Annotated in this window: 19 protein-coding genes; 14 read left to right on the top strand and 5 right to left on the bottom strand. The window is 38.4% G+C overall.

Annotated elements, in window-relative coordinates:
* Positions 1-49 precede the first annotated feature (49 nt).
* The 6 genes from LJY09_RS20170 to LJY09_RS20145 all read left to right on the top strand — a co-directional run bounded on the left by LJY09_RS20170 (position 50) and on the right by LJY09_RS20145 (position 6,996).
* Complete coding sequence (locus LJY09_RS20170) at positions 50-280, top strand: DUF896 domain-containing protein (protein WP_013058775.1); 231 nt, start codon at positions 50-52, stop codon at positions 278-280.
* A gap of 167 nt (positions 281-447) precedes the next feature.
* Positions 448-2,454 (top strand): transketolase, encoded by a 2,007-nt coding sequence (gene tkt / locus LJY09_RS20165; protein WP_013058774.1) that lies wholly within the window; start codon positions 448-450, stop codon positions 2,452-2,454.
* Positions 2,455-2,603: 149 nt separating this feature from the next.
* Positions 2,604-3,044 (top strand): sporulation inhibitor of replication protein SirA, encoded by a 441-nt coding sequence (gene sirA / locus LJY09_RS20160; RefSeq protein ID WP_028411364.1) that lies wholly within the window; start codon positions 2,604-2,606, stop codon positions 3,042-3,044.
* 90 nt (positions 3,045-3,134) lie between these two features.
* Positions 3,135-3,347, top strand: coding sequence for a YneF family protein (locus tag LJY09_RS20155; protein WP_013058772.1), 213 nt, complete (start codon positions 3,135-3,137; stop codon positions 3,345-3,347).
* 90 nt (positions 3,348-3,437) lie between these two features.
* The gene (locus LJY09_RS20150) at positions 3,438-5,201 is read left to right on the top strand and encodes an ABC transporter transmembrane domain-containing protein (protein WP_028411363.1); all 1,764 of its coding nucleotides are present in this window, start codon (positions 3,438-3,440) and stop codon (positions 5,199-5,201) included.
* Positions 5,191-6,996 carry an ABC transporter ATP-binding protein gene (locus LJY09_RS20145; RefSeq protein ID WP_228307416.1) on the top strand — a complete coding sequence of 602 codons (1,806 nt, stop codon included), beginning with the start codon at positions 5,191-5,193 and terminating at the stop codon, positions 6,994-6,996. The genes LJY09_RS20150 and LJY09_RS20145 overlap by 11 nt, the downstream gene beginning before the upstream one ends.
* Before the next feature lie 22 nt (positions 6,997-7,018).
* Here LJY09_RS20145 and LJY09_RS20140 read toward each other — a convergent pair whose 3' ends face one another.
* Positions 7,019-7,195 (bottom strand): aspartyl-phosphate phosphatase Spo0E family protein, encoded by a 177-nt coding sequence (locus LJY09_RS20140; protein ID WP_013084718.1) that lies wholly within the window; start codon positions 7,193-7,195, stop codon positions 7,019-7,021.
* A 139-nt stretch (positions 7,196-7,334) separates the two neighbouring features.
* On the opposite strand from LJY09_RS20140, the gene LJY09_RS20135 reads away from it, so the two are divergent.
* The 3 genes from LJY09_RS20135 to LJY09_RS20125 all read left to right on the top strand — a co-directional run bounded on the left by LJY09_RS20135 (position 7,335) and on the right by LJY09_RS20125 (position 9,406).
* On the top strand, positions 7,335-8,042 hold the full coding sequence (locus LJY09_RS20135) for a cytochrome c biogenesis CcdA family protein (RefSeq protein WP_028411361.1): 708 nt from the start codon (positions 7,335-7,337) through the stop codon (positions 8,040-8,042).
* A gap of 210 nt (positions 8,043-8,252) precedes the next feature.
* The gene (locus LJY09_RS20130) at positions 8,253-8,810 is read left to right on the top strand and encodes a DUF2179 domain-containing protein (protein WP_013058767.1); all 558 of its coding nucleotides are present in this window, start codon (positions 8,253-8,255) and stop codon (positions 8,808-8,810) included.
* Positions 8,811-8,914: 104 nt separating this feature from the next.
* On the top strand, positions 8,915-9,406 hold the full coding sequence (locus LJY09_RS20125; protein ID WP_013084715.1) for a CcdC family protein: 492 nt from the start codon (positions 8,915-8,917) through the stop codon (positions 9,404-9,406).
* A gap of 31 nt (positions 9,407-9,437) precedes the next feature.
* Here the strand turns inward: LJY09_RS20125 and LJY09_RS20120 are convergent, their stop codons facing one another.
* Complete coding sequence (locus LJY09_RS20120; protein ID WP_028411360.1) at positions 9,438-9,863, bottom strand: DUF2621 domain-containing protein; 426 nt, start codon at positions 9,861-9,863, stop codon at positions 9,438-9,440.
* A 276-nt stretch (positions 9,864-10,139) separates the two neighbouring features.
* Here LJY09_RS20120 and gabT point away from each other — a divergent pair, with 276 nt between their 5' ends.
* The 3 genes from gabT to LJY09_RS20105 all read left to right on the top strand — a co-directional run bounded on the left by gabT (position 10,140) and on the right by LJY09_RS20105 (position 14,470).
* Positions 10,140-11,495 (top strand): 4-aminobutyrate--2-oxoglutarate transaminase, encoded by a 1,356-nt coding sequence (gabT, locus tag LJY09_RS20115; protein WP_028411359.1) that lies wholly within the window; start codon positions 10,140-10,142, stop codon positions 11,493-11,495.
* Positions 11,496-11,643: 148 nt separating this feature from the next.
* On the top strand, positions 11,644-13,014 hold the full coding sequence (locus tag LJY09_RS20110; RefSeq protein WP_028411358.1) for a sigma-54 interaction domain-containing protein: 1,371 nt from the start codon (positions 11,644-11,646) through the stop codon (positions 13,012-13,014).
* A 31-nt stretch (positions 13,015-13,045) separates the two neighbouring features.
* On the top strand, positions 13,046-14,470 hold the full coding sequence (locus LJY09_RS20105) for an NAD-dependent succinate-semialdehyde dehydrogenase (protein WP_098113558.1): 1,425 nt from the start codon (positions 13,046-13,048) through the stop codon (positions 14,468-14,470).
* A 36-nt stretch (positions 14,471-14,506) separates the two neighbouring features.
* On the opposite strand, the gene LJY09_RS20100 is transcribed toward LJY09_RS20105, so the two are convergent.
* Positions 14,507-14,749: a hypothetical protein gene (locus LJY09_RS20100; protein ID WP_028411356.1), complete on the bottom strand. Its 243-nt coding sequence runs from the start codon at positions 14,747-14,749 to the stop codon at positions 14,507-14,509.
* A gap of 124 nt (positions 14,750-14,873) precedes the next feature.
* Between LJY09_RS20100 and LJY09_RS20095 the strand changes: the two genes are divergently transcribed.
* Both LJY09_RS20095 and LJY09_RS20090 read left to right on the top strand, forming a co-directional pair.
* A complete protein-coding gene (locus LJY09_RS20095) occupies positions 14,874-15,041 on the top strand; it encodes a hypothetical protein (protein WP_165573659.1) in 168 nt (55 codons plus the stop codon).
* Between the two features lie 116 nt (positions 15,042-15,157).
* Complete coding sequence (locus LJY09_RS20090) at positions 15,158-15,643, top strand: metal-dependent hydrolase (RefSeq protein WP_028411355.1); 486 nt, start codon at positions 15,158-15,160, stop codon at positions 15,641-15,643.
* Between the two features lie 36 nt (positions 15,644-15,679).
* Here LJY09_RS20090 and LJY09_RS20085 read toward each other — a convergent pair whose 3' ends face one another.
* Positions 15,680-16,885, bottom strand: a complete 1,206-nt coding sequence (locus LJY09_RS20085; protein ID WP_155010516.1) for an ATP-binding protein — start codon at positions 16,883-16,885, stop codon at positions 15,680-15,682.
* A 239-nt stretch (positions 16,886-17,124) separates the two neighbouring features.
* Entirely contained in the window at positions 17,125-18,552 is a 1,428-nt protein-coding gene (locus LJY09_RS20080; protein WP_228307415.1) for a cryptochrome/photolyase family protein, read from the bottom strand.
* Positions 18,553-18,630 lie beyond the last annotated feature (78 nt).

Raw genomic sequence — 18,630 nt, 5'->3', positions numbered from 1 at the left:
GGAACGGTTCGGTAATTTTAATTATTGATTATAAGGAGATAGGTTTTATATGCTATCAAAAGATAAACTTGCTCGTATTAATGCTCTTTCAAAAAAGGCAAAGGCTGAAGGTCTGACAGAATCTGAAGCGAAAGAACAGCAAGAGCTACGTCAGGAATATTTAAAAGTTTTCCGACAATCTATGACAAACCACCTTCATACGATTAAAGTTGTGGACGAGGAAGGTAAAGATGTTACGCCTAAGAAGTTAAAAGAGAGCAAAAAGAAGCGTCTTCACTAAGACGTTCTAGTAAAACTAGAGGGAGAGTTCCCTCTAGTTTTTTGTATATTTTTAATAAGGCACACAAAAACTGTAAAAGTGGAAATTTTTTTGGTTCAAGTATTGTACAAATAAGCAAATCATTAGTATGATAACATATGTACATAGTTTTGAAAGGAATGAAGAGTATGACACAACGTATTGAAGATCTTTCGATTGCAACAATTCGTACTTTATCAATCGATGCGATTGAGAAAGCAAATTCAGGTCACCCAGGTATGCCAATGGGAGCTGCTCCAATGGCATATACATTGTGGACAAAATTTATGAACATCAATCCAAAGAATCCAAACTGGTTCAACCGTGACCGCTTTGTATTATCAGCAGGACACGGATCGGCACTATTATACAGCTTGCTTCATTTAGCTGGATATGACTTATCAATTGAAGACCTTAAAAACTTCCGTCAATGGGGAAGCAAAACACCAGGTCATCCAGAGTTCGGTCATACAGCAGGTGTTGATGCAACAACTGGTCCACTAGGACAAGGTATTGCAATGGCTGTTGGTAAAGCAATGGCAGAACGTCATTTAGCTGAAACATACAACAAAGAAGGTTTAGAAATTGTAGACCACTTTACGTATGGTATTTGTGGTGACGGAGACTTAATGGAAGGTGTATCTGCTGAAGCAGCTTCATTAGCGGCACACTTAAAATTAGGACGCTTAGTTGTTTTATACGATTCAAATGATATTTCTTTAGACGGAGATTTAGATCGCTCGTTCTCTGAGAACGTAGAAGATCGTTTCAAGGCTTACGGATGGCAAGTAATTCGCGTTGAAGACGGCAATGACTTGACAGCGATTGCAAACGCAATTGAAGAAGCAAAAGGCGATTTAACACGCCCAACGCTAATTGAAGTAAAAACAACAATCGGATTTGGTTCTCCAAACCACGCGGGTACTTCTGGCGTGCACGGTTCTCCATTAGGTTCCGATGAAACAAAATTAACAAAAGAAGCTTATGCATGGACATTTGAAGAAGATTTCTATGTGCCAGAAGAAGTGTATGCTCACTTCAAAGCTACAATTGCTGAAGATGGCCAAAAGAAAGAAAACGAATGGAACGATGTATTTGCACAGTATAAAGAAAAATATCCTGAACTAGGTCGTCAATTTGAACTAGCAGTAGAAGGAAAGTTACCGGAAGGCTGGGAAGAAACGCTTCCAGCATACGAAACGGGTTCAAGCTTAGCTAGCCGTGCTTCTTCTGGAGAAGTATTAAACGCAGTAGCACAAGCTGTACCTCAATTCTTCGGCGGTTCAGCTGACTTAGCTGGGTCAAATAAAACAATGATTAAAGGTTCAGAAGACTTCACTGCAGCTGATTACAGCGGACGTAATATTTGGTTCGGTGTACGTGAATTTGCAATGGGAGCTGCATTAAACGGTATGGCTCTACACGGCGGTGTAAAAGTATTCGGAGGAACATTCTTTGTATTCTCTGATTATCTTCGCCCAGCAATTCGCTTAGCAGCTTTAATGAAGCTTCCTGTAACATATGTATTCACACATGACAGTATCGCAGTTGGAGAAGACGGCCCAACACATGAGCCAATTGAACAATTGCCATCACTTCGTGCAATGCCAGGTCTTTCAGTGGTTCGTCCTGCAGATGCAAATGAAACAGCTGCTGCATGGCGCTTAGCATTAGAATCAACTGACCGCCCAACGGCGCTTGTATTGACTCGTCAAAACTTGCCAACGCTTGAAGGTACAAAAGAAAATGCATACGAAGGCGTGTCTAAAGGCGCGTACGTTGTATCTAAAGCTGGTAAAGACCAAGCGGATGCATTAATACTTGCAACAGGCTCTGAAGTAAGCCTAGCAGTAGAAGCACAAAAAGCATTAGCTGCAGAAGGCATTGATGTATCTGTAGTAAGTATGCCTGCATGGGATCGTTTCGAAGAGCAATCTGCTGAGTACAAAGAAAGTGTTATCCCTAAATCAGTGAAAAAACGTTTAGGTATTGAAATGGCTTCTACACTTGGCTGGGAACGCTATGTTGGAGACGAGGGACAAGTTCTTGGTATTAATCACTTCGGTGCATCTGCTCCTGGTGAAACAATCATGAAAGAATTTGGTTTTACAGTTGAAAATGTAGTAGCAAAAGTGAAAAGCTTGCTTAATGCATAATTCTTTTTCACAAGAAAGAGCAGACTCCTATGGTCTGCTCTTTTTTTTCGACAAAAAAACAAAGAAATTTTTTCATCGATAGACAAGCATTGCGTACACCATTCGGTATAATGGTACAAAAAAGAACGAGCCGAAAGGGAGGATGAATCGTGAGAACGTATGAAGTATATTTAATGGAGGAAGAAGTTGCATCATCCTATTTTCGAAGAGAAAAGCTCATTTATCAGCTGCTGATTGAATATAAAATGAAACGTCACTTGCAGGAAACGCATTTACAAAAACAAGTTCATTACATTACTCGCCAACTGCCCAATTCATTTATTCAACGAGAATTACTTCAGGCGTTTTCTCATTATCCTCATTTTTTTACTCATCAAGAGACGTTTGTGCTGGAATATCCTCATAAAAAAAGTCGAGCATCTATAAAATTAACGAATCGCTGTATAACAATTGAAGGAGATGGCAATGTTGATGCTGAGACAGCTTTTTTTGAAGTATTACGCAAGCTAGATCCTTGTTTTTTAGCAGTGAATTATGGAACGGATGAATACGGCTGGCTGAGGCCTGTGAAAACAAGAAAATTTGTGTAATTATTTAAGGAAATTGGAACGGAAATATTGTATAATAGCGTATGGTCTAGTACACTGTAAGTTAGACAACACGAAGGAGGAAGTAATACCATGGGAATGTATATTCTAGTTGGTGTTCTAGCATTAATTGTTGGGATAGCGCTAGGATTTTTCATTGCTCGTAAGTATATGATGAGCTATCTGAAGAAAAATCCACCAATTAATGAACAAATGTTAAAAATGATGATGATGCAAATGGGCATGAAACCATCGCAGAAAAAAATTAACCAAATGATGAAAGCAATGAACGGCCAAATTAAATAATGGTTAATTGGACAGACACTCTCTATTCAGAAGGGTGTCTTTTGTTTTATGATAGAGATAAGAAAATGGTTGTGGGGCTAGGGGGATACGATGAAAATTTTTCGAGAGTTATGGTGGTTTTTCAAACAGGAAAAAAAGTCTTACATAACGGGGATAGCGCTGCTCATTATTGTGGCAGCATTAGAACTTCTCCCGCCTAAAATTATTGGTTTAACGGTAGATGGCATTAAAGAAGGGACGCTGAATGGAAAGCGCTTAATGCAGATGGTTGGCATTTTGCTAGGAGCTGCTGTTGTGGCCTATTTCACAAGATACATATGGCGTATTATGATATTTGGTTCATCTGTTAAACTAGCCAAGCAGCTGAGAAATACCCTCTACACTCATTTTACCAGGATGAATCAGGCCTTTTATCAGCGGCGGCGAATTGGGGATATGATGGCCCATGCAACGAATGATATTCAAGCTATTCAACAAACTGCAGGTTCGGGCGTTTTGACGCTCGTGGATTCCATTGTCACAGGAGGGCTTGTTCTATGCACAATGGCCCTAACAATCAGCTGGAAATTAACGCTTATTTGCCTTATTCCTATGCCGCTTATGGCCGTTTTAACAAGTTACTATGGTACATTGCTTCATGCGCGGTTTCATCACGCACAAGCAGCATTTTCTACTTTAAATGATAAGGTTCAAGAAAGCATTAGCGGAATTAAAGTCATTAAGACGTTTGGGGAAGAAGCAGCTGATGTCGAAGAATTTCGTATGAAGTCTGCAGATGTTGTTCAAAAGAACATGAAAGTAGCACGAGTAGATGCATTGTTTGATCCGACCATTTCGATTATTGTAGCACTTTCTTTTTTACTTGCTCTTATTTTTGGCAGCAAGATGGTGATTAGTGAAGAGTTAACACTGGGACAGCTTGTTACCTTTACAACTTATTTGGGCCTTCTTATTTGGCCGATGCTCGCGTTTGGCTGGCTATTTAACATTGTGGAACGAGGAAGAGCATCATATGACAGGGTATTTTCTTTATTAAAAGAAGAAAATTCGATTGAAGAAGCAGCGCATCCTAGTGTTGAACTGCCAACAGGAAATATTGAAGCTGTTATTCATAGGTTTTCGTATGGTAAAGAAGACGAATACACGTTAAACGAAATTTACTTTACACTTTCTCGCGGTCAAACGTTAGGGATTGTCGGAAAGACGGGTGCTGGGAAAACCACGCTTTTAAAGCTGTTGCTTCGTGAATTTGATGTAAGCGACGGAGCTGTTTTATGGGGAGGAAAAGACATTAAAGATTATGCTTTTGATTCACTGTACAAAAGCATTGGATATGTTCCTCAAGATCACTTTTTGTTTTCAACAACAGTCGCTGCTAATATCGCGTTCGGAAAAGAAGACGCAAGCAATCAAGAAATTCAAGAAGCGGCTAAAGTTGCAAATGTACATAAAGACATCCTCGATTTTACAGATGGCTATCAAACAATAGTAGGTGAAAAAGGCGTTTCGTTATCTGGTGGACAAAAACAGCGTATCTCGATTGCAAGAGCTCTTCTATTAGATCCTGAGCTTTTAATTTTAGATGACTCGCTATCAGCGGTAGATGGAAAAACGGAAGCGGGTATTTTACAAGCGTTGAGGCAAAAACGTCAAAATCGAACAACGATTATTACAGCGCATCGGCTGAGCTCGGTTACTCATGCAGACCTGATTCTTGTCCTTGATAAAGGGAAAATTATTCAGCGAGGAACTCATGAGGAACTGCTTAGCGTGAGCGGCTGGTATCAGGATATGTACGATAGACAGCAGCTTGAACGTGCGGTAGAAGAAGGAGAGACGAAAAATGAAAATTGAGCATTCTTCGGTACATAAACGTCTGTTTCACTATACAATTCCGCATAAAAAATCATTTTTTTTAGCGTTCACTCTATTATTAATTGCTACGGCTGCTGATTTATTAGGGCCCATTTTGATTAAAATTTTCATTGACGATTATTTAACTCCTAAGTATTTGCCTCTTCAGCCTCTGGTGTGGCTTGCAAGCAGTTATTTGCTTTTACAGCTTTTAAAAATTGTCGTTCAATACTTTCAGCTTCTGCAGTTTCAGAATATTGCGCTTCAAATTATTCAGCAGATTCGAATTGACGTTTTTTCTCATGTTCATCGTCTGGCGCTTCGCTTTTTTGACAACACGCCAACGGGAAGCCTTGTTTCTCGAATTACAAATGACACGGAAGCTATGAAAGAAATGTTTGTAGAAGTCATCGCGGTTTTTATTCAAAATGGGGTATTTTTGATTGGTATTTTTATAGCGATGTTTATGCTAGATGTGAAGCTGGCTTTTTACTGTTTAGTTCTTCTCCCGTTTATTTGGGGACTTATGAAGCTTTATCAGCATTACAGCGCTATTTACTACGGACAGCTCCGAGAAAAGCTAAGTCAGTTAAATGCCAAGCTTCATGAGTCTTTGCAAGGCATGTCCATTATTCAATTATTTCGTCAAGAAAAGCGGCTTCGCTCGGAATTTGAAGAAATTAATGATGAGCACTACAAAGCGGGCATGCGCAATATTAAGTTAGATGGTTTGCTACTGAGGCCTGCTGTCGAAATTCTTTATATTTTAGCCGTTATTCTTGTGCTCAGTTATTTTGGCATTTCCGTAGCTGACAGTCCTGTTAAAATTGGTGTTCTTTACGCGTTTATCAACTATTTGGATCGTTTTTTTGAGCCCGTTAATGAAATGATGCAGCGTCTTTCTATGTATCAGCAAGCGATGGTATCAGCCTCCCGGGTATTTGATTTGATGGATGAGGAAGAAAAAAATCCAGTGATGACAGGAGAACAAAAGCAGGGGGTACAAAAAGGAAAGGTAGAATTCAAAAACGTCACGTTTTCCTATGACGGTGTTCGAGATGTGCTTTCTGATATATCATTTACGGTAAACGAAGGAGAAACAGTGGCTTTAGTAGGCCATACTGGAAGCGGGAAAAGCTCCATCATTAATTTATTAATGCGTTTTTATGAGCAGCAAAAAGGAGACATTTTGATCGATAATAAACCACTGTCGTCCTTTTCAAATAAACAGCTTCGAGATCAGGTAGGGCTGGTGCTGCAAGATGCCTTTTTATTTGCCGATACCGTAAAGCGAAATATTACGCTGCATGAAGACCATTTTTCTGATGAGCAAGTAAAAGCAGCGGCGAAATTTGTGCAAGCTCACGCATTTATCGAAGCTCTTCCTAATAAGTATAATGAAGTGCTAGTGGAAAGAGGTTCAACTTTATCAAGCGGTCAGCGTCAGCTCTTAGCATTTGCAAGAACGGTGATTCGAAACCCTAAAATCCTTATTCTTGATGAAGCAACAGCCCATATCGATACAGAAACGGAAGAAGCGATTCAAGAAGTGTTAAGAGATATGGGAAAAGGCCGCACAACGATTGCGATTGCCCATCGTTTATCAACTATTCAACACGCCGATTGTATTTTAGTATTGCATAAAGGGAAAATCGTCGAAAAAGGAACGCATGCTGAACTGCTAGATAAAGGCGGTTTGTACTATAATATGTATCAGCTTCAGCACAGTGAAAAAGAGGAAAATTTCAATAAAGAAACAGGAGTAAAAGAGATTTATAAAGAATTGATAGAGTGAAGGTGAAAAAAAGAAACAACCTTCATGAAGAGGTTGTTTCTGTTGTTTGAGCAGGGAATTCATTGTAAACGTTTAATAAATGATCTAATTCTTGACTATGTTTAATAGCAGGTGGAGAGTTTAATCCACTTACTCGGACTATGCGGATGAGTTCTTCTCGTTTCTTTTCAATCGCTAATAGAATATCTTTTTTGGCCAATGCTATGTATCCCTTCTAACAAGTCGTTTACCTAATTATACAAGATAATGGTACTATTTGAAAGAAGTGAGATAAGACAATTTGGTTACAAAATGGTAACGAAAAAGAACAAAAAGAACAAAAAAGGGAAGTGGGAAATGTGGGAGATTTAAATTTATTTTTGGCATTTGGCGCAGGCTTTTTATCGTTTATTTCACCCTGCTGTTTGCCTTTGTATCCAGCTTTTTTATCGTACATAACGGGAGTATCAGTCAGCGAGCTAAAGGAAGGCGCTAGGTCACATCAGCGCAAAGCTTTTATTCACACAGCTTTTTTTCTGCTGGGATTTTCTGTTATCTTTATTATGATTGGTTTTGCGACATCCTTTATTGGTCAGTGGTTTTTTAACTATAAGGATTTAATTCGGCAGATTGGCGCTATTCTTATTATTTTCTTTGGTCTAGTTGTACTAGGGATTTTTAAGCCTCGAATTCTTATGCAGGAACATAAAGTTCAATTCGCCAATAAGCCGGCTGGACTCTTAGGTTCTTCTTTTATTGGTATGGCTTTTGCTGCCGGCTGGACTCCTTGCACGGGACCTATTTTAGTATCGGTTATGGCGCTTGCAGCGACAAACCCAGGATCCGGTCTTTTGTACATGATAACGTATTCACTTGGGTTTTCTATTCCGTTCTTTATCATGACATTCTTTATTGGAAAAATGAATTGGTTAAAAAAACATATGAATTCCATGATGAAAGTTGGCGGATACGCAATGATTGGCATGGGGTTTATTTTATATTTTGACTGGATGACAAAAATTATTATTTATACAACGAGCGTATTTGGAGGGTTTACGGGCTTTTAAAAAGGGAAAATGATACAAAAAAGAATCTGGAAGTTGGCAGGTTCTTTTTTGTTTTTTAAAGACCAAACGTTCATTTTAGCTCTTAGGAAATAAGCAAGAATATGACTCGAAAAAATATATAGAAAAATTTATTTTTACTATATCTTCTATAAATACGGAGTGATACAATGAAATCGTCATATTTTTAATTGTTAAAAAGAGGTGTATAAATTGAAAGATATTTTGTTAATCTTGCTTTTGCAACTGATCTATGTACCGATCTTGACGCTGCGCACAATTTTTTTAGTCAAAGGTATGAGTATGTATGCCTCAGTTTTTGGATTTGTTGAAGCGTTAATTTATGTATTTGGCTTATCCCTAGTATTTTCAGGAGATCAAAGCACGCTTGCTATGGTTGTATACGCAGTTGGATTTGGAGTGGGAATTATACTTGGAAGTTATATCGAATCTAGGCTTGCTATCGGATATACAACATTCTTAGTTAACCTTATGACCAAAAATGAAGAGTTAATTAACCGCCTTCGACAGGAAGGTTTTGGTGTTACTGTGTACCAAGGTGAAGGAAGAGACAGTGCACGCTATAGATTAGACATTTTAACAAAAAGAAGTAGAGAAGAAGAGCTATTAGCATTCATTGAAGAATATGAGCCTCGTGCTTTCATTATTTCATACGAGCCTCGTAAATTTAAAGGCGGGTTCTTACTAAAAGCAATGAAAAAGCAAAAACAAAAGCAAAAAGCAAAAGCAGATATTACCTCTACTAAATAAAAACAGAAGAGATCCTCTTCTGTTTTTTTGTTGCACTTTTACTTCTGATGTTTTTTGGATTATAATATAAGTACACACTAAACTATAGTAAAGGAAGGATTTCATTGGTTATTGCTTCAACACTTGTCGCAATTTTTATGGCTTCTTTCATATTAGTTGTTCGAATGAAAGCTGCTGATAAACCAACGAATGCAAAAAAAATTATACTTCCGCCTTTTTTTATGAGTACGGGAGCGTTAATGTTTATCTTTCCAATGTTTCGAGTAACGGGTGCAGAACTGCTTGAGGCGTTAATAGCAGGCATGATCTTCTCAATCCTGTTAATTAAAACGTCTAAATTTGAAATTCGTGACGATCATATTTACTTGAAGCGTTCAAAAGCTTTTGCATTCATTATTATTGGTTTGCTTATTATTCGAATTGCAATGAAAATATATTTAAGTTCTTCAATTGATGTTGGCCAGCTTGGCGGTATGTTCTGGATTTTAGCATTTGGTATGATTGTACCTTGGCGCATTGCGATGTACACATCGTACAAAAAGCTCGAACGAAAGCTGCACAATGATCGTCTTGGAAATACAACGATATTAAATTAAAAAAGGTGGCTACGCAGCCACCTTTTTTGATTTAAAATAAATGCTGATAGGGGACGGCATCTATTTTTTGCTTTTTTAATGTTTTTAATAAAAATTTATGATCACGTTTAGGCGTAGCTAAGATGTATCCACGTACGATTAAGTCTTCTGTTATAGAGGCGGCTTGTTCCTCAAGTGCGAGTTCCCCAATTTTCCCTGCAATTTTTTGTTTGGCCACATCGCGAAATAGTTCAGGTACTGGTTCAACAAGAACGTTTAATAGCTGCTTTTGATCCGCTGACCAAAGGTGAATGGTTTTGGAAAGATAGTGATCTTGCCAATCAAGTTCAGACATGCCGTCTTCTTTTGGTAAGCGCTTTAAAAATTTTCTGAACATAAAAAATCCGCCGATAGCAAACATGCTCATTAAAAAGACAACCCAAAATAAAATAACCCATAAAAACCAGCCCTCTAGCATATTTTTCACTCCTTTATAAAGAGATTAATCATAACATTACTATATTTATACATTTATTATAAAAGCCTTGTTCCTTTTATGGCAATATAAAATTCCTGCACTTTATGTGAAAAGAGAGTCATTTTTGACTTGTTGATAAGTTTATATTGACTTATCGATAAGTGAATTATCGTTAGAATTATCTAAAAATGCTTATTTTTCAGCCTTTTAAAAGTTGGCACGTTTTTTGCATATAAACTAATTGAAGAATTATTTAATATGAGAGGAAGATAAAAAATGAGTCAAACTTTTAGCAAAGTAGCAACAAATTTACCGGGAGAAAATGCAAAGCAATTATTAGATAGAAGACACCGTGCCATTCCGAAAGGTGTAAGTTATGGCATTCCGACATTTGCTGATACGGCTGAAGGGGCGATCGTTAAAGATGTCGATGGCAATACGTTTATTGATTTCGTAGGGGCAATTGGCACAATCAATGTAGGTCATAGTCATCCAAAAGTGAAAGAAGCGCTTCACAAGCAAGTAGACCGTTTTATTCACACAGGATTTAATGTCATGATGTATGAGTCATATGTAGAGCTTGCAGAAAGACTAGCAGCAATTGCTCCTGGTGAATTTGACAAGAAAGTATTACTTTTAAATAGCGGAGCAGAAGCTGTAGAAAATGCAGTGAAAATTGCTCGTAAATATACAAAGCGTCAAGGAATTATTTCATTTAACCGCGGTTTCCACGGCCGTACATTAATGACAATGACAATGACAAGTAAAGTAAAGCCATATAAATATGAATTTGGACCGTTTGCTCCTGAAGTATACAAAGCTCCATATCCTTATGAGTATCGCCGCCCACAAGGATTATCAGTTGAAGCATACGAAGAGTTTATGATCACTGAATTCAAAAACTTCTTAAATACAGAAGTAGCACCAGAAACAATTGCAGCTGTTGTAATGGAGCCAATTCAAGGCGAAGGTGGTTTCATTGTTCCAGGTAAACGTTTTGTGCAAGAAGTGTATCAATTATGTAAAGAGCACGGAATTTTATTTGTATCAGATGAAATTCAAGCTGGTTTTGCACGTACGGGACGCTACTTCGGTATTGAACACTTTGACGTTGCACCAGATTTAATTACAGTATCTAAATCACTAGGAGCTGGTGTACCGATTAGTGGTGTCATCGGCCGCGCTGAAATCATGGATGAATCTAATCCTGGTGAGCTTGGCGGAACGTACTGCGGAAGCCCTCTTGGATGTGAAGCGGCTTTAGCTGTACTTGATATCATTGAAGAAGAAAAGCTAAATGAACGCGGTGAGTACCTTGGAAAAGTGGTAACATCACGATTTGAAAAATTAGCAGAAAAATATGACTGTATCGGTGATATCCGCGGATTAGGAGCTATGTCTGCTATCGAGCTTGTGAAAGACCGCGAAACAAAAGAAGCGGATAAAGAGCTTACACAGCGCATCGTAAAAGAAGCAAACAAACGTGGATTATTACTGCTTAGCGCGGGAGTATTCGGAAACGTTCTTCGTATCTTAATGCCGATTGTTATTACAGATGAGCAGCTAGAAGAAGGCTTAGCTATTTTTGAAGCAGCACTAGAAGCAAGCGTGCAGCAAACGGTTGAAGTATAAGAGAAATTGAGGAATGAGTGAAGAGAGAACTCTTCACTCATTCTTCATGAATCACAAAGAATGGATATGTTTGGACACTCTATTTATAGATTTTTCATTTTCTGATAAAATAAAATAATAATTATTTTTTGACGAAAAGGTGATTCAAATGACCATTCATAAAAAGCAGATTCAGCAAATTAACGACGAACTTTACGATATATTTGAGTCATCATTTGATGAAATCTTTGTAACTGATGCAAATGGGTATGTATTAGTTGTAAATTCAGAGTGTGAAAAAAATTATGCTTTGAAAGTGGAAGATTTTATTGGAAAGCACGTAAAAGAACTTCAGGAAATGGGCATCTTTTATCCTTCGGCCACGTTAAAGGTGATTGAATCTAATCAAGCAATTGAATTGGTTCAAAAAACAAACTCAGGCCGATATCTTCATGTGCGGACTAGGCCAGTATTTACTAATGACGGGCAATTGAAAAGTGTTATTAGCTATTCTCGAGATCTCACAGACTTAATGGAATTAAAACGAAAAGTAGAAGAGATGGAAGAACAGCTTGAAAACTATAAAAAAGAGTTAAACGAATCCGTAGATTTAGAAGGAATCGTAACAAAAAGCGAAGCGATGAAAAAAGTTTTTTCAACCATTCAACGAGTTGCTTCTGTAAATACAACCGTTCTCTTACTTGGAGAAACAGGGGTAGGAAAAAGCAGAGTAGCAAAACTGCTTCATCAGCTTAGTACAAGAAAACAGCAGCCGTATCATGAGCTTAATTGTGCAGCGCTTCCTGAACAGCTTATTGAGTCAGAGCTATTTGGCTATGAAGGCGGTACGTTCACTGGAGCATTTCGCGAAGGGAAAAAAGGGATCATTGAGCTTTCGAACGAAGGCACGCTTTTTCTAGATGAGATTGGTGAACTTTCTCTTTCAGCACAAAGTAAGTTGCTCCATGTACTGCAAGACCGTACAATTCGTCCCGTGGGCTCAACAAGAGCAGTATCAATAGACGTACGAATTATTGCTGCTACGAATCAAAATCTGGAGCAAATGGTCGAAGAAGGAAAGTTTAGACGTGATTTGTACTATCGACTTAACGTGGTGCCAATTACGATCCCACCTTTACGAGAGCGAAAAGAAGATATTCTGCCTCTTGTCTATCAGTTTCTTCATCATTTTAATACGGTATACGAACGTAATGTACGCTTATCACCAAAGGCATTAGATGCATTTTTAGGGCAGGAATGGAAAGGAAACGTTCGTGAAGTGGAAAATATCATTGAGCGTCTGGTTGTTACAGGAGAAGAAATGATTACGCTTAAAGACTTGCCATTTGCAAAAGAGTTTGCTATCGATCCACCTGTGCATACGCTTCCTGAAATGATTGAACATGTGGAAAAAGAAATGGTCATCAAGGCGTTTGAACAGCATAGGTCATCTTACAAAGTAGCCGAACAGCTTGGTATTAGTCAATCACAAGCGAGCCGTAAAATTCGAAAATATGTGTCGGACAGTACCGAACAGTGAGTAGATAAATTTAAGCAGGGAGTGAAGAAATATGAAGCAAGCAAACTTATATATTAACGGAGAATTTGTTTCAGCAAATGATACATACGAAGTGGTAAATCCAGCAACAAATGAAGTAGTAGCTACCGTTGCAAAAGGCGGAGAAAAAGAAGCAAAGCTAGCAGCAGATGCTGCCTATGAAGCGTTTCAAACATGGTCTAAAAAAACAGCAGAAGAGCGCGGTAAATTATTATTTAAATGGCATCAGCTGATCGAAGAACACACCGATGAACTTGCTGAAATCATGACAGTCGAGCAAGGTAAGCCTCTTAAAGAAGCAAAAGGTGAAATTGGCTATGCCAACGGATTCGTTTCATGGTACGCAGAAGAAGGAAAACGCATTTACGGAGAAACAATTCCAGCTTCTTCTCCTAATAAACGATTATTTGCTCATAAGCAGCCTGTGGGAGTTATGGCAGCTATTACACCTTGGAACTTCCCAGCAGCTATGATTACGCGTAAAGTAGCGCCAGCTTTAGCAGCTGGATGTACAGCGGTTATTAAACCGGCAGAACAAACGCCACTAACGGCTCTTCGTCTAGCAGAGCTGGCGCAGGAAGCAGGTATTCCAAAAGGGGTAATGAATGTAGTTACAGGAGATGCAAAAGCAATTGGAGAAGCGTGGCTGCAAGATGGACGCGTACGCAAACTATCGTTTACGGGCTCTACAGAAGTAGGTAAACTATTAATGCGCGGAGCAGCTGATACGGTTAAAAAAGTGTCTTTAGAATTAGGAGGACACGCTCCGTTTATCGTAACAGCAAATGCTGATTTAGATAAAGCAGTAACAAATGCAATTGCTTCTAAATTCCGTAACGCTGGTCAAACATGCGTATGTACAAACCGCATCTACGTGCACGAGTCTATTGCTAAACCGTTCGCAGAGCAGTTTGCAGCAGCTGTTAGTCAGCTGAAAGTCGGAAACGGCTTAGAAGAAGGTACGGATATCGGACCTTTAATCGATGAAAAAGCGTTAGAAAAAGTAAAGCGCCACTTAGATGATGTTGTAGCAAAGGGTGGAAGCGTCTTGACTGGAGGGGCTGTACGCGAAGAGGGAAGCGGACTTTTTGTTGAGCCTACGGTTGTAGATGGTGCAACGGATGACATGCTTTGTATGTACGAAGAAACATTCGGACCAATTGCTCCAATTGCAACGTATCAAACAGAAGAAGAAGTTATTCGCCGTGCAAATAACTCGCCTTACGGATTAGCAGCTTATGTGTTCACTGAAAATATTTCAGAAGCTATTCGTATTGCTGAAGCTTTAGAATATGGTATTGTAGGGCTAAATGATGGACTACCTTCTACACCACAAGCGCCGTTTGGCGGCTTTAAAGAAAGTGGACTTGGACGTGAAGGCGGACATTACGGAATTGAAGAATATTTAGAAGTAAAATATATTTCTTTAGGCTTTTAATAAAAAGTGATTTCGCTTTCCTGCGAAATCACTTTTTTAGTAATAGTACACGTGGGGAATTTGTGCATGGATTGATTGGAAATTCATGAATAAAAAACAAAACTCCTCAAGAGTACAGCATGCAAGGTCTTCGCAATCGTGAGAATTAAAAAAATCTTCTAGTATAGTTGGTTCGGCGTCTTTAAATAACCAGTGGTGTTCAACATCTTCAAATTTGCCTCGATAAACCTCGCTCAGTCCATAAAAGTCAAATATATCTTCCAACTGCTTTTGGTGCATAGCGATCCCTCCTCTTCTTAGTATAAGAAAAAGAAAGAGATATTAAACAAGCCGTCATACTACTTTGTTTTTTTTGAAAAAATCTCGTATAGTTAATAGTAATGACAAGCAAAGGAGTTTCGGCATGTTTACATATATCACGTTATTTGGTTTTCTTGGATTCGCTGTGTATTCGAGTACGTGGATTTATTCCATTGTCAAAAAAGATGGAAGAGCAAAGAAAAATGGAAAGGGTACTCTTATTAGTTTTCTTGTGATGCTTATCGGGTTAGTCGGTATGCAGTTTACATAACTATAGATTATTTTGACATTTTTACCACCTTCACTTATAGTTAACGTTGGGCGAACATATGTATGATTTTGGTTACGGTGCTTGCCTTAAGTTGAAAAAGAAAGAAGGTGGCATATTTGAGATATCACACACATATTGCAACATCGATTGCTGCCGGTGCCGGTGTGGCTATAACAGGAGAAGCTTCGTTTACATTTCCTTATGTTGTAGGCATTGCGATTGGAGCGCTGCTTCCTGATATAGATGAACCAAATTCATATATTGGTAGAAGATCTCTTGGTCTCGCAAAAGTCATTAAATCTATTTTTGGACACCGAGGTATCACGCATTCTATTCTTGCAAGTGGACTTATTTTTTATTTACATACGATGTATAACAACGATTTTACATTAGGGATAGCCTATGGGTACGCTTTTCATATTCTTGGAGATTTCTTTTCTAAACGAGGGGTACCTTTTTTCTCTCCTCTTAGCAAGAAGAAGTTTAAGCCTCCTTTAACATATGAAACAGGTGGTGGAGCAGAGACTCTCATCTTTTACCTGGCAGTGATAGGAAGTTTCTATATGCTTTATAAGTATCAGCTGTACACCCAGCTGTTTTAAAGAAAGAAGCCATCTGAGTAAATTAGATGGCTTCTTTTACACTTCTACCACATAAAGTTCAGGCGTTTTCATAGGCAGGGTAATGGTAATGCTTGTGCCGTCATTTTCTTCACTTGATACGTGGAAAAAGCCATTATGCTCGTTAATAATTTTGTTGCAAATGGTTAGTCCCAGGCCTATTCCTCGTTCTTTTGTTGTATAAAAAGGCTCTCCTATATGAGGGATACGCTTTGAGTCAATTCCACATCCGCTATCTTTTATCACAATGCATAGCGTTTCTCTAGCTGATTTTTCAATCGATACAGCCAGCTTGCCGCCGCTTTCCATAGAATCAATGGCATTTTGTATAATATGAATAAATACTTGGGTTAGCTGTGTTTTTTGCCCACTAATGAGCAGGGGATATTCTTTTGGATAATGGCGAATGATGTGGATGTCTTTGACTTCGGTAACCGTTTCAAATTGCTTTAATACCTCATCTAGCAAGTCTGTCATAATAAGGCTTTCTGTATATGCGTACTCTCGTTTAGCTAAACTCATAAATTCTGCGATAATATGTTCAATTTGTGAGAGCTCGTGCTGAATGAGATCTCGATAAATCATTGTTTTTTTCGGCTGCTGTGTCTCACTGAACAGTTGTATAAACCCTTTAATGGTTGTCAAAGGATTTCTAACCTCGTGTGCGATACTTGCAGCAAGGTGACCAATGACAGAGAGTTTTTCTGAATTCTGGATCTTTTTCTCTGCTTGTCTTTTCTCTGTTACGTCTCGTGAGATAAATACAAACCCTTCGATTTCTCCAGTAGCTGTGATAATTGGAGCGCCTTTACATTCTAATAAAACGATGGTGCCATTCACGTGAAACTTCCGGTATTCAAATGTGGAGGCATCTTTTGTTTTGCTCATGTTAGCTAAAATAGTCGAGATTAGGTGCTTGTCTTCAGGATACGCATTGATAAGCACATGTTGTCCAATAAGTTCATCAGGATAAACCCCTAATGTTTTAGCGTAAGAAGGAGAAGCGTATTCATAAATGCCATCTTCAGTAATAGCACATACTAAATCATGCGTATGAGATAAAATAGCTTGATGCTTTGGTTCATTGTCATCCGCAATGATTCGATCTTTTAATGGATAAAAAAGCTGATCTTCTTGGTTAGTGAAGGTGTGCCGAACTTGAGTGCCGCACATTCTGCAAAAATTATAATCTTCCTTATAGTTACAAGAAGGACAAACGGGCATCGAATCACTCCAATCAGATCTATGCAGTGAGAGAGTTCTCAAGCACATATAATCATTATTATATATTCAAATTATAGGAAAAAATATGAAAAATCAAATGTGCTATAGAGAGGGGAATTGGGCTTGAAAACCCTATAAAGGGATTTCAAATACATGTTTTTAGTTGCAAATAGATAAAAAATGGGAATTTTTACACATTTAAAAAATTAAGACATCAAATAAGAGGTGAATAATACCTCTTATTTGATGTCTTGATAATGCTCTAGCGCACGCTCTCTAGCTGCTTTATGATCGACAATTGGAGTGGGATATGTTTTATCAAGCGTAACGTTTGCTTTTTCTAATACGTCTGCTGGAGCCTCCCAAGGTTTATGAATGTAGGGGGAAGGCAGATCTCTAAGCTCTGGAAGCCACTTTTTAATATATTCTCCTTCTTTATCAAATTTTTCTGATTGAGCAGTTGGATTAAAGATACGAAAATATGGCGCGGCGTCTGCTCCCGAGCCTGCAACCCACTGCCAGCCCATTGTGTTGTTAGCTAAATCTGCGTCTACTAAGGTATCAAAAAACCAATTTGCTCCGTGTTTCCAATGAATTAAAAGGTGTTTTACTAAAAAGGAAGCAGCTACCATTCGAACTCGATTGTGCATAAACCCTGTTTCCCACAGCTCCCGCATTCCGGCATCGACAAGGGGATAGCCGGTTTTTCCATTTTTCCAAGCTTGAAGCTCTTCATTGCCGTCCGCCCACTGAAATTGCTTGAATTTTTCATTCAGCGGTTCACTTGTAGTGTGTGGGAAATGATAAAGCAGCTGATAAGCAAAATCTCTCCATACAAGTTGACGAATAAACATTTCAGCTTGATGGTCAAAGGCATCAGAGCTTACTTTTTCTGCTTTAGTTCTCAAATAATGATAAAGGACTCGAACTGAGAGCTGTCCTGTAGAAAAATAAGGAGATAGAAATGAATTTAATGCTTCAGCAGGAAAATCTCGTCCTTTTTCATAATGCAGCAGCTTATTCTTTAAAAACGTTTTGAAGCTATTAATAGCGCCTTGTTCCGTAGCGTCCCACGTAGACTTAATCGTTTCATCCCAGGGGATGCTTGGAAGCAAATCCAGATCTGAGACTGAAAGAGATTCAATTGGTTTAGAGAAGGCCTGTGTGGAAGTAACTTTTTTTACAGTAGAAGATACGGCATGTTTTTGAGAAGCTTTATAGTAAGCTGTAAATACTTTATAAGGATCTCCATTTTCTTTTTTGATTTTCCAAGGTTCATGAAGGAGAAATCCCTCAAATGTGCGAATATTTATTTGTTGCTCTGAAAAAAAAGCTTGAAGCTCTTTATCTCTTTTTAGCGCATGTGGTTCATAGCGTCTGTTCCAATAAATATCTTGCGCATTCGTTTCATGGATTAACTTTTGCAACACATCTTTAGGGTTTCCTTTTTTTATAATCAGCGTTCCTTCTATTTTTTCGATCGAAGTTTTGAAGTCATTTAGCGCATGGTGAAGCCACCATTTACTTGCACTTCCCATTGAGCTTTCTTCATCGTCATCATGAATATAAACAGGTACAACCATTCCTTCTTTCGCTGCGTGAAATAGAGCTGGGTTATCTACTAACCGAAAATCTTTTCGAATCCATACGATAATGGTTTTCTTCATCATGTGCCACCTTTCTATTTGCAATTTGCCTCGATTATAGCTTTTTTCTTATACGTTCTACAATTTTGAATGTGTAGA

Origin of the sequence: Priestia sp. J2 (assembly GCF_020790095.1) — a bacterium.
GTDB classification, from domain to species: domain Bacteria; phylum Bacillota; class Bacilli; order Bacillales; family Bacillaceae_H; genus Priestia; species Priestia zanthoxyli.
This window is presented reverse-complemented; position numbering and strand designations above follow the sequence as displayed.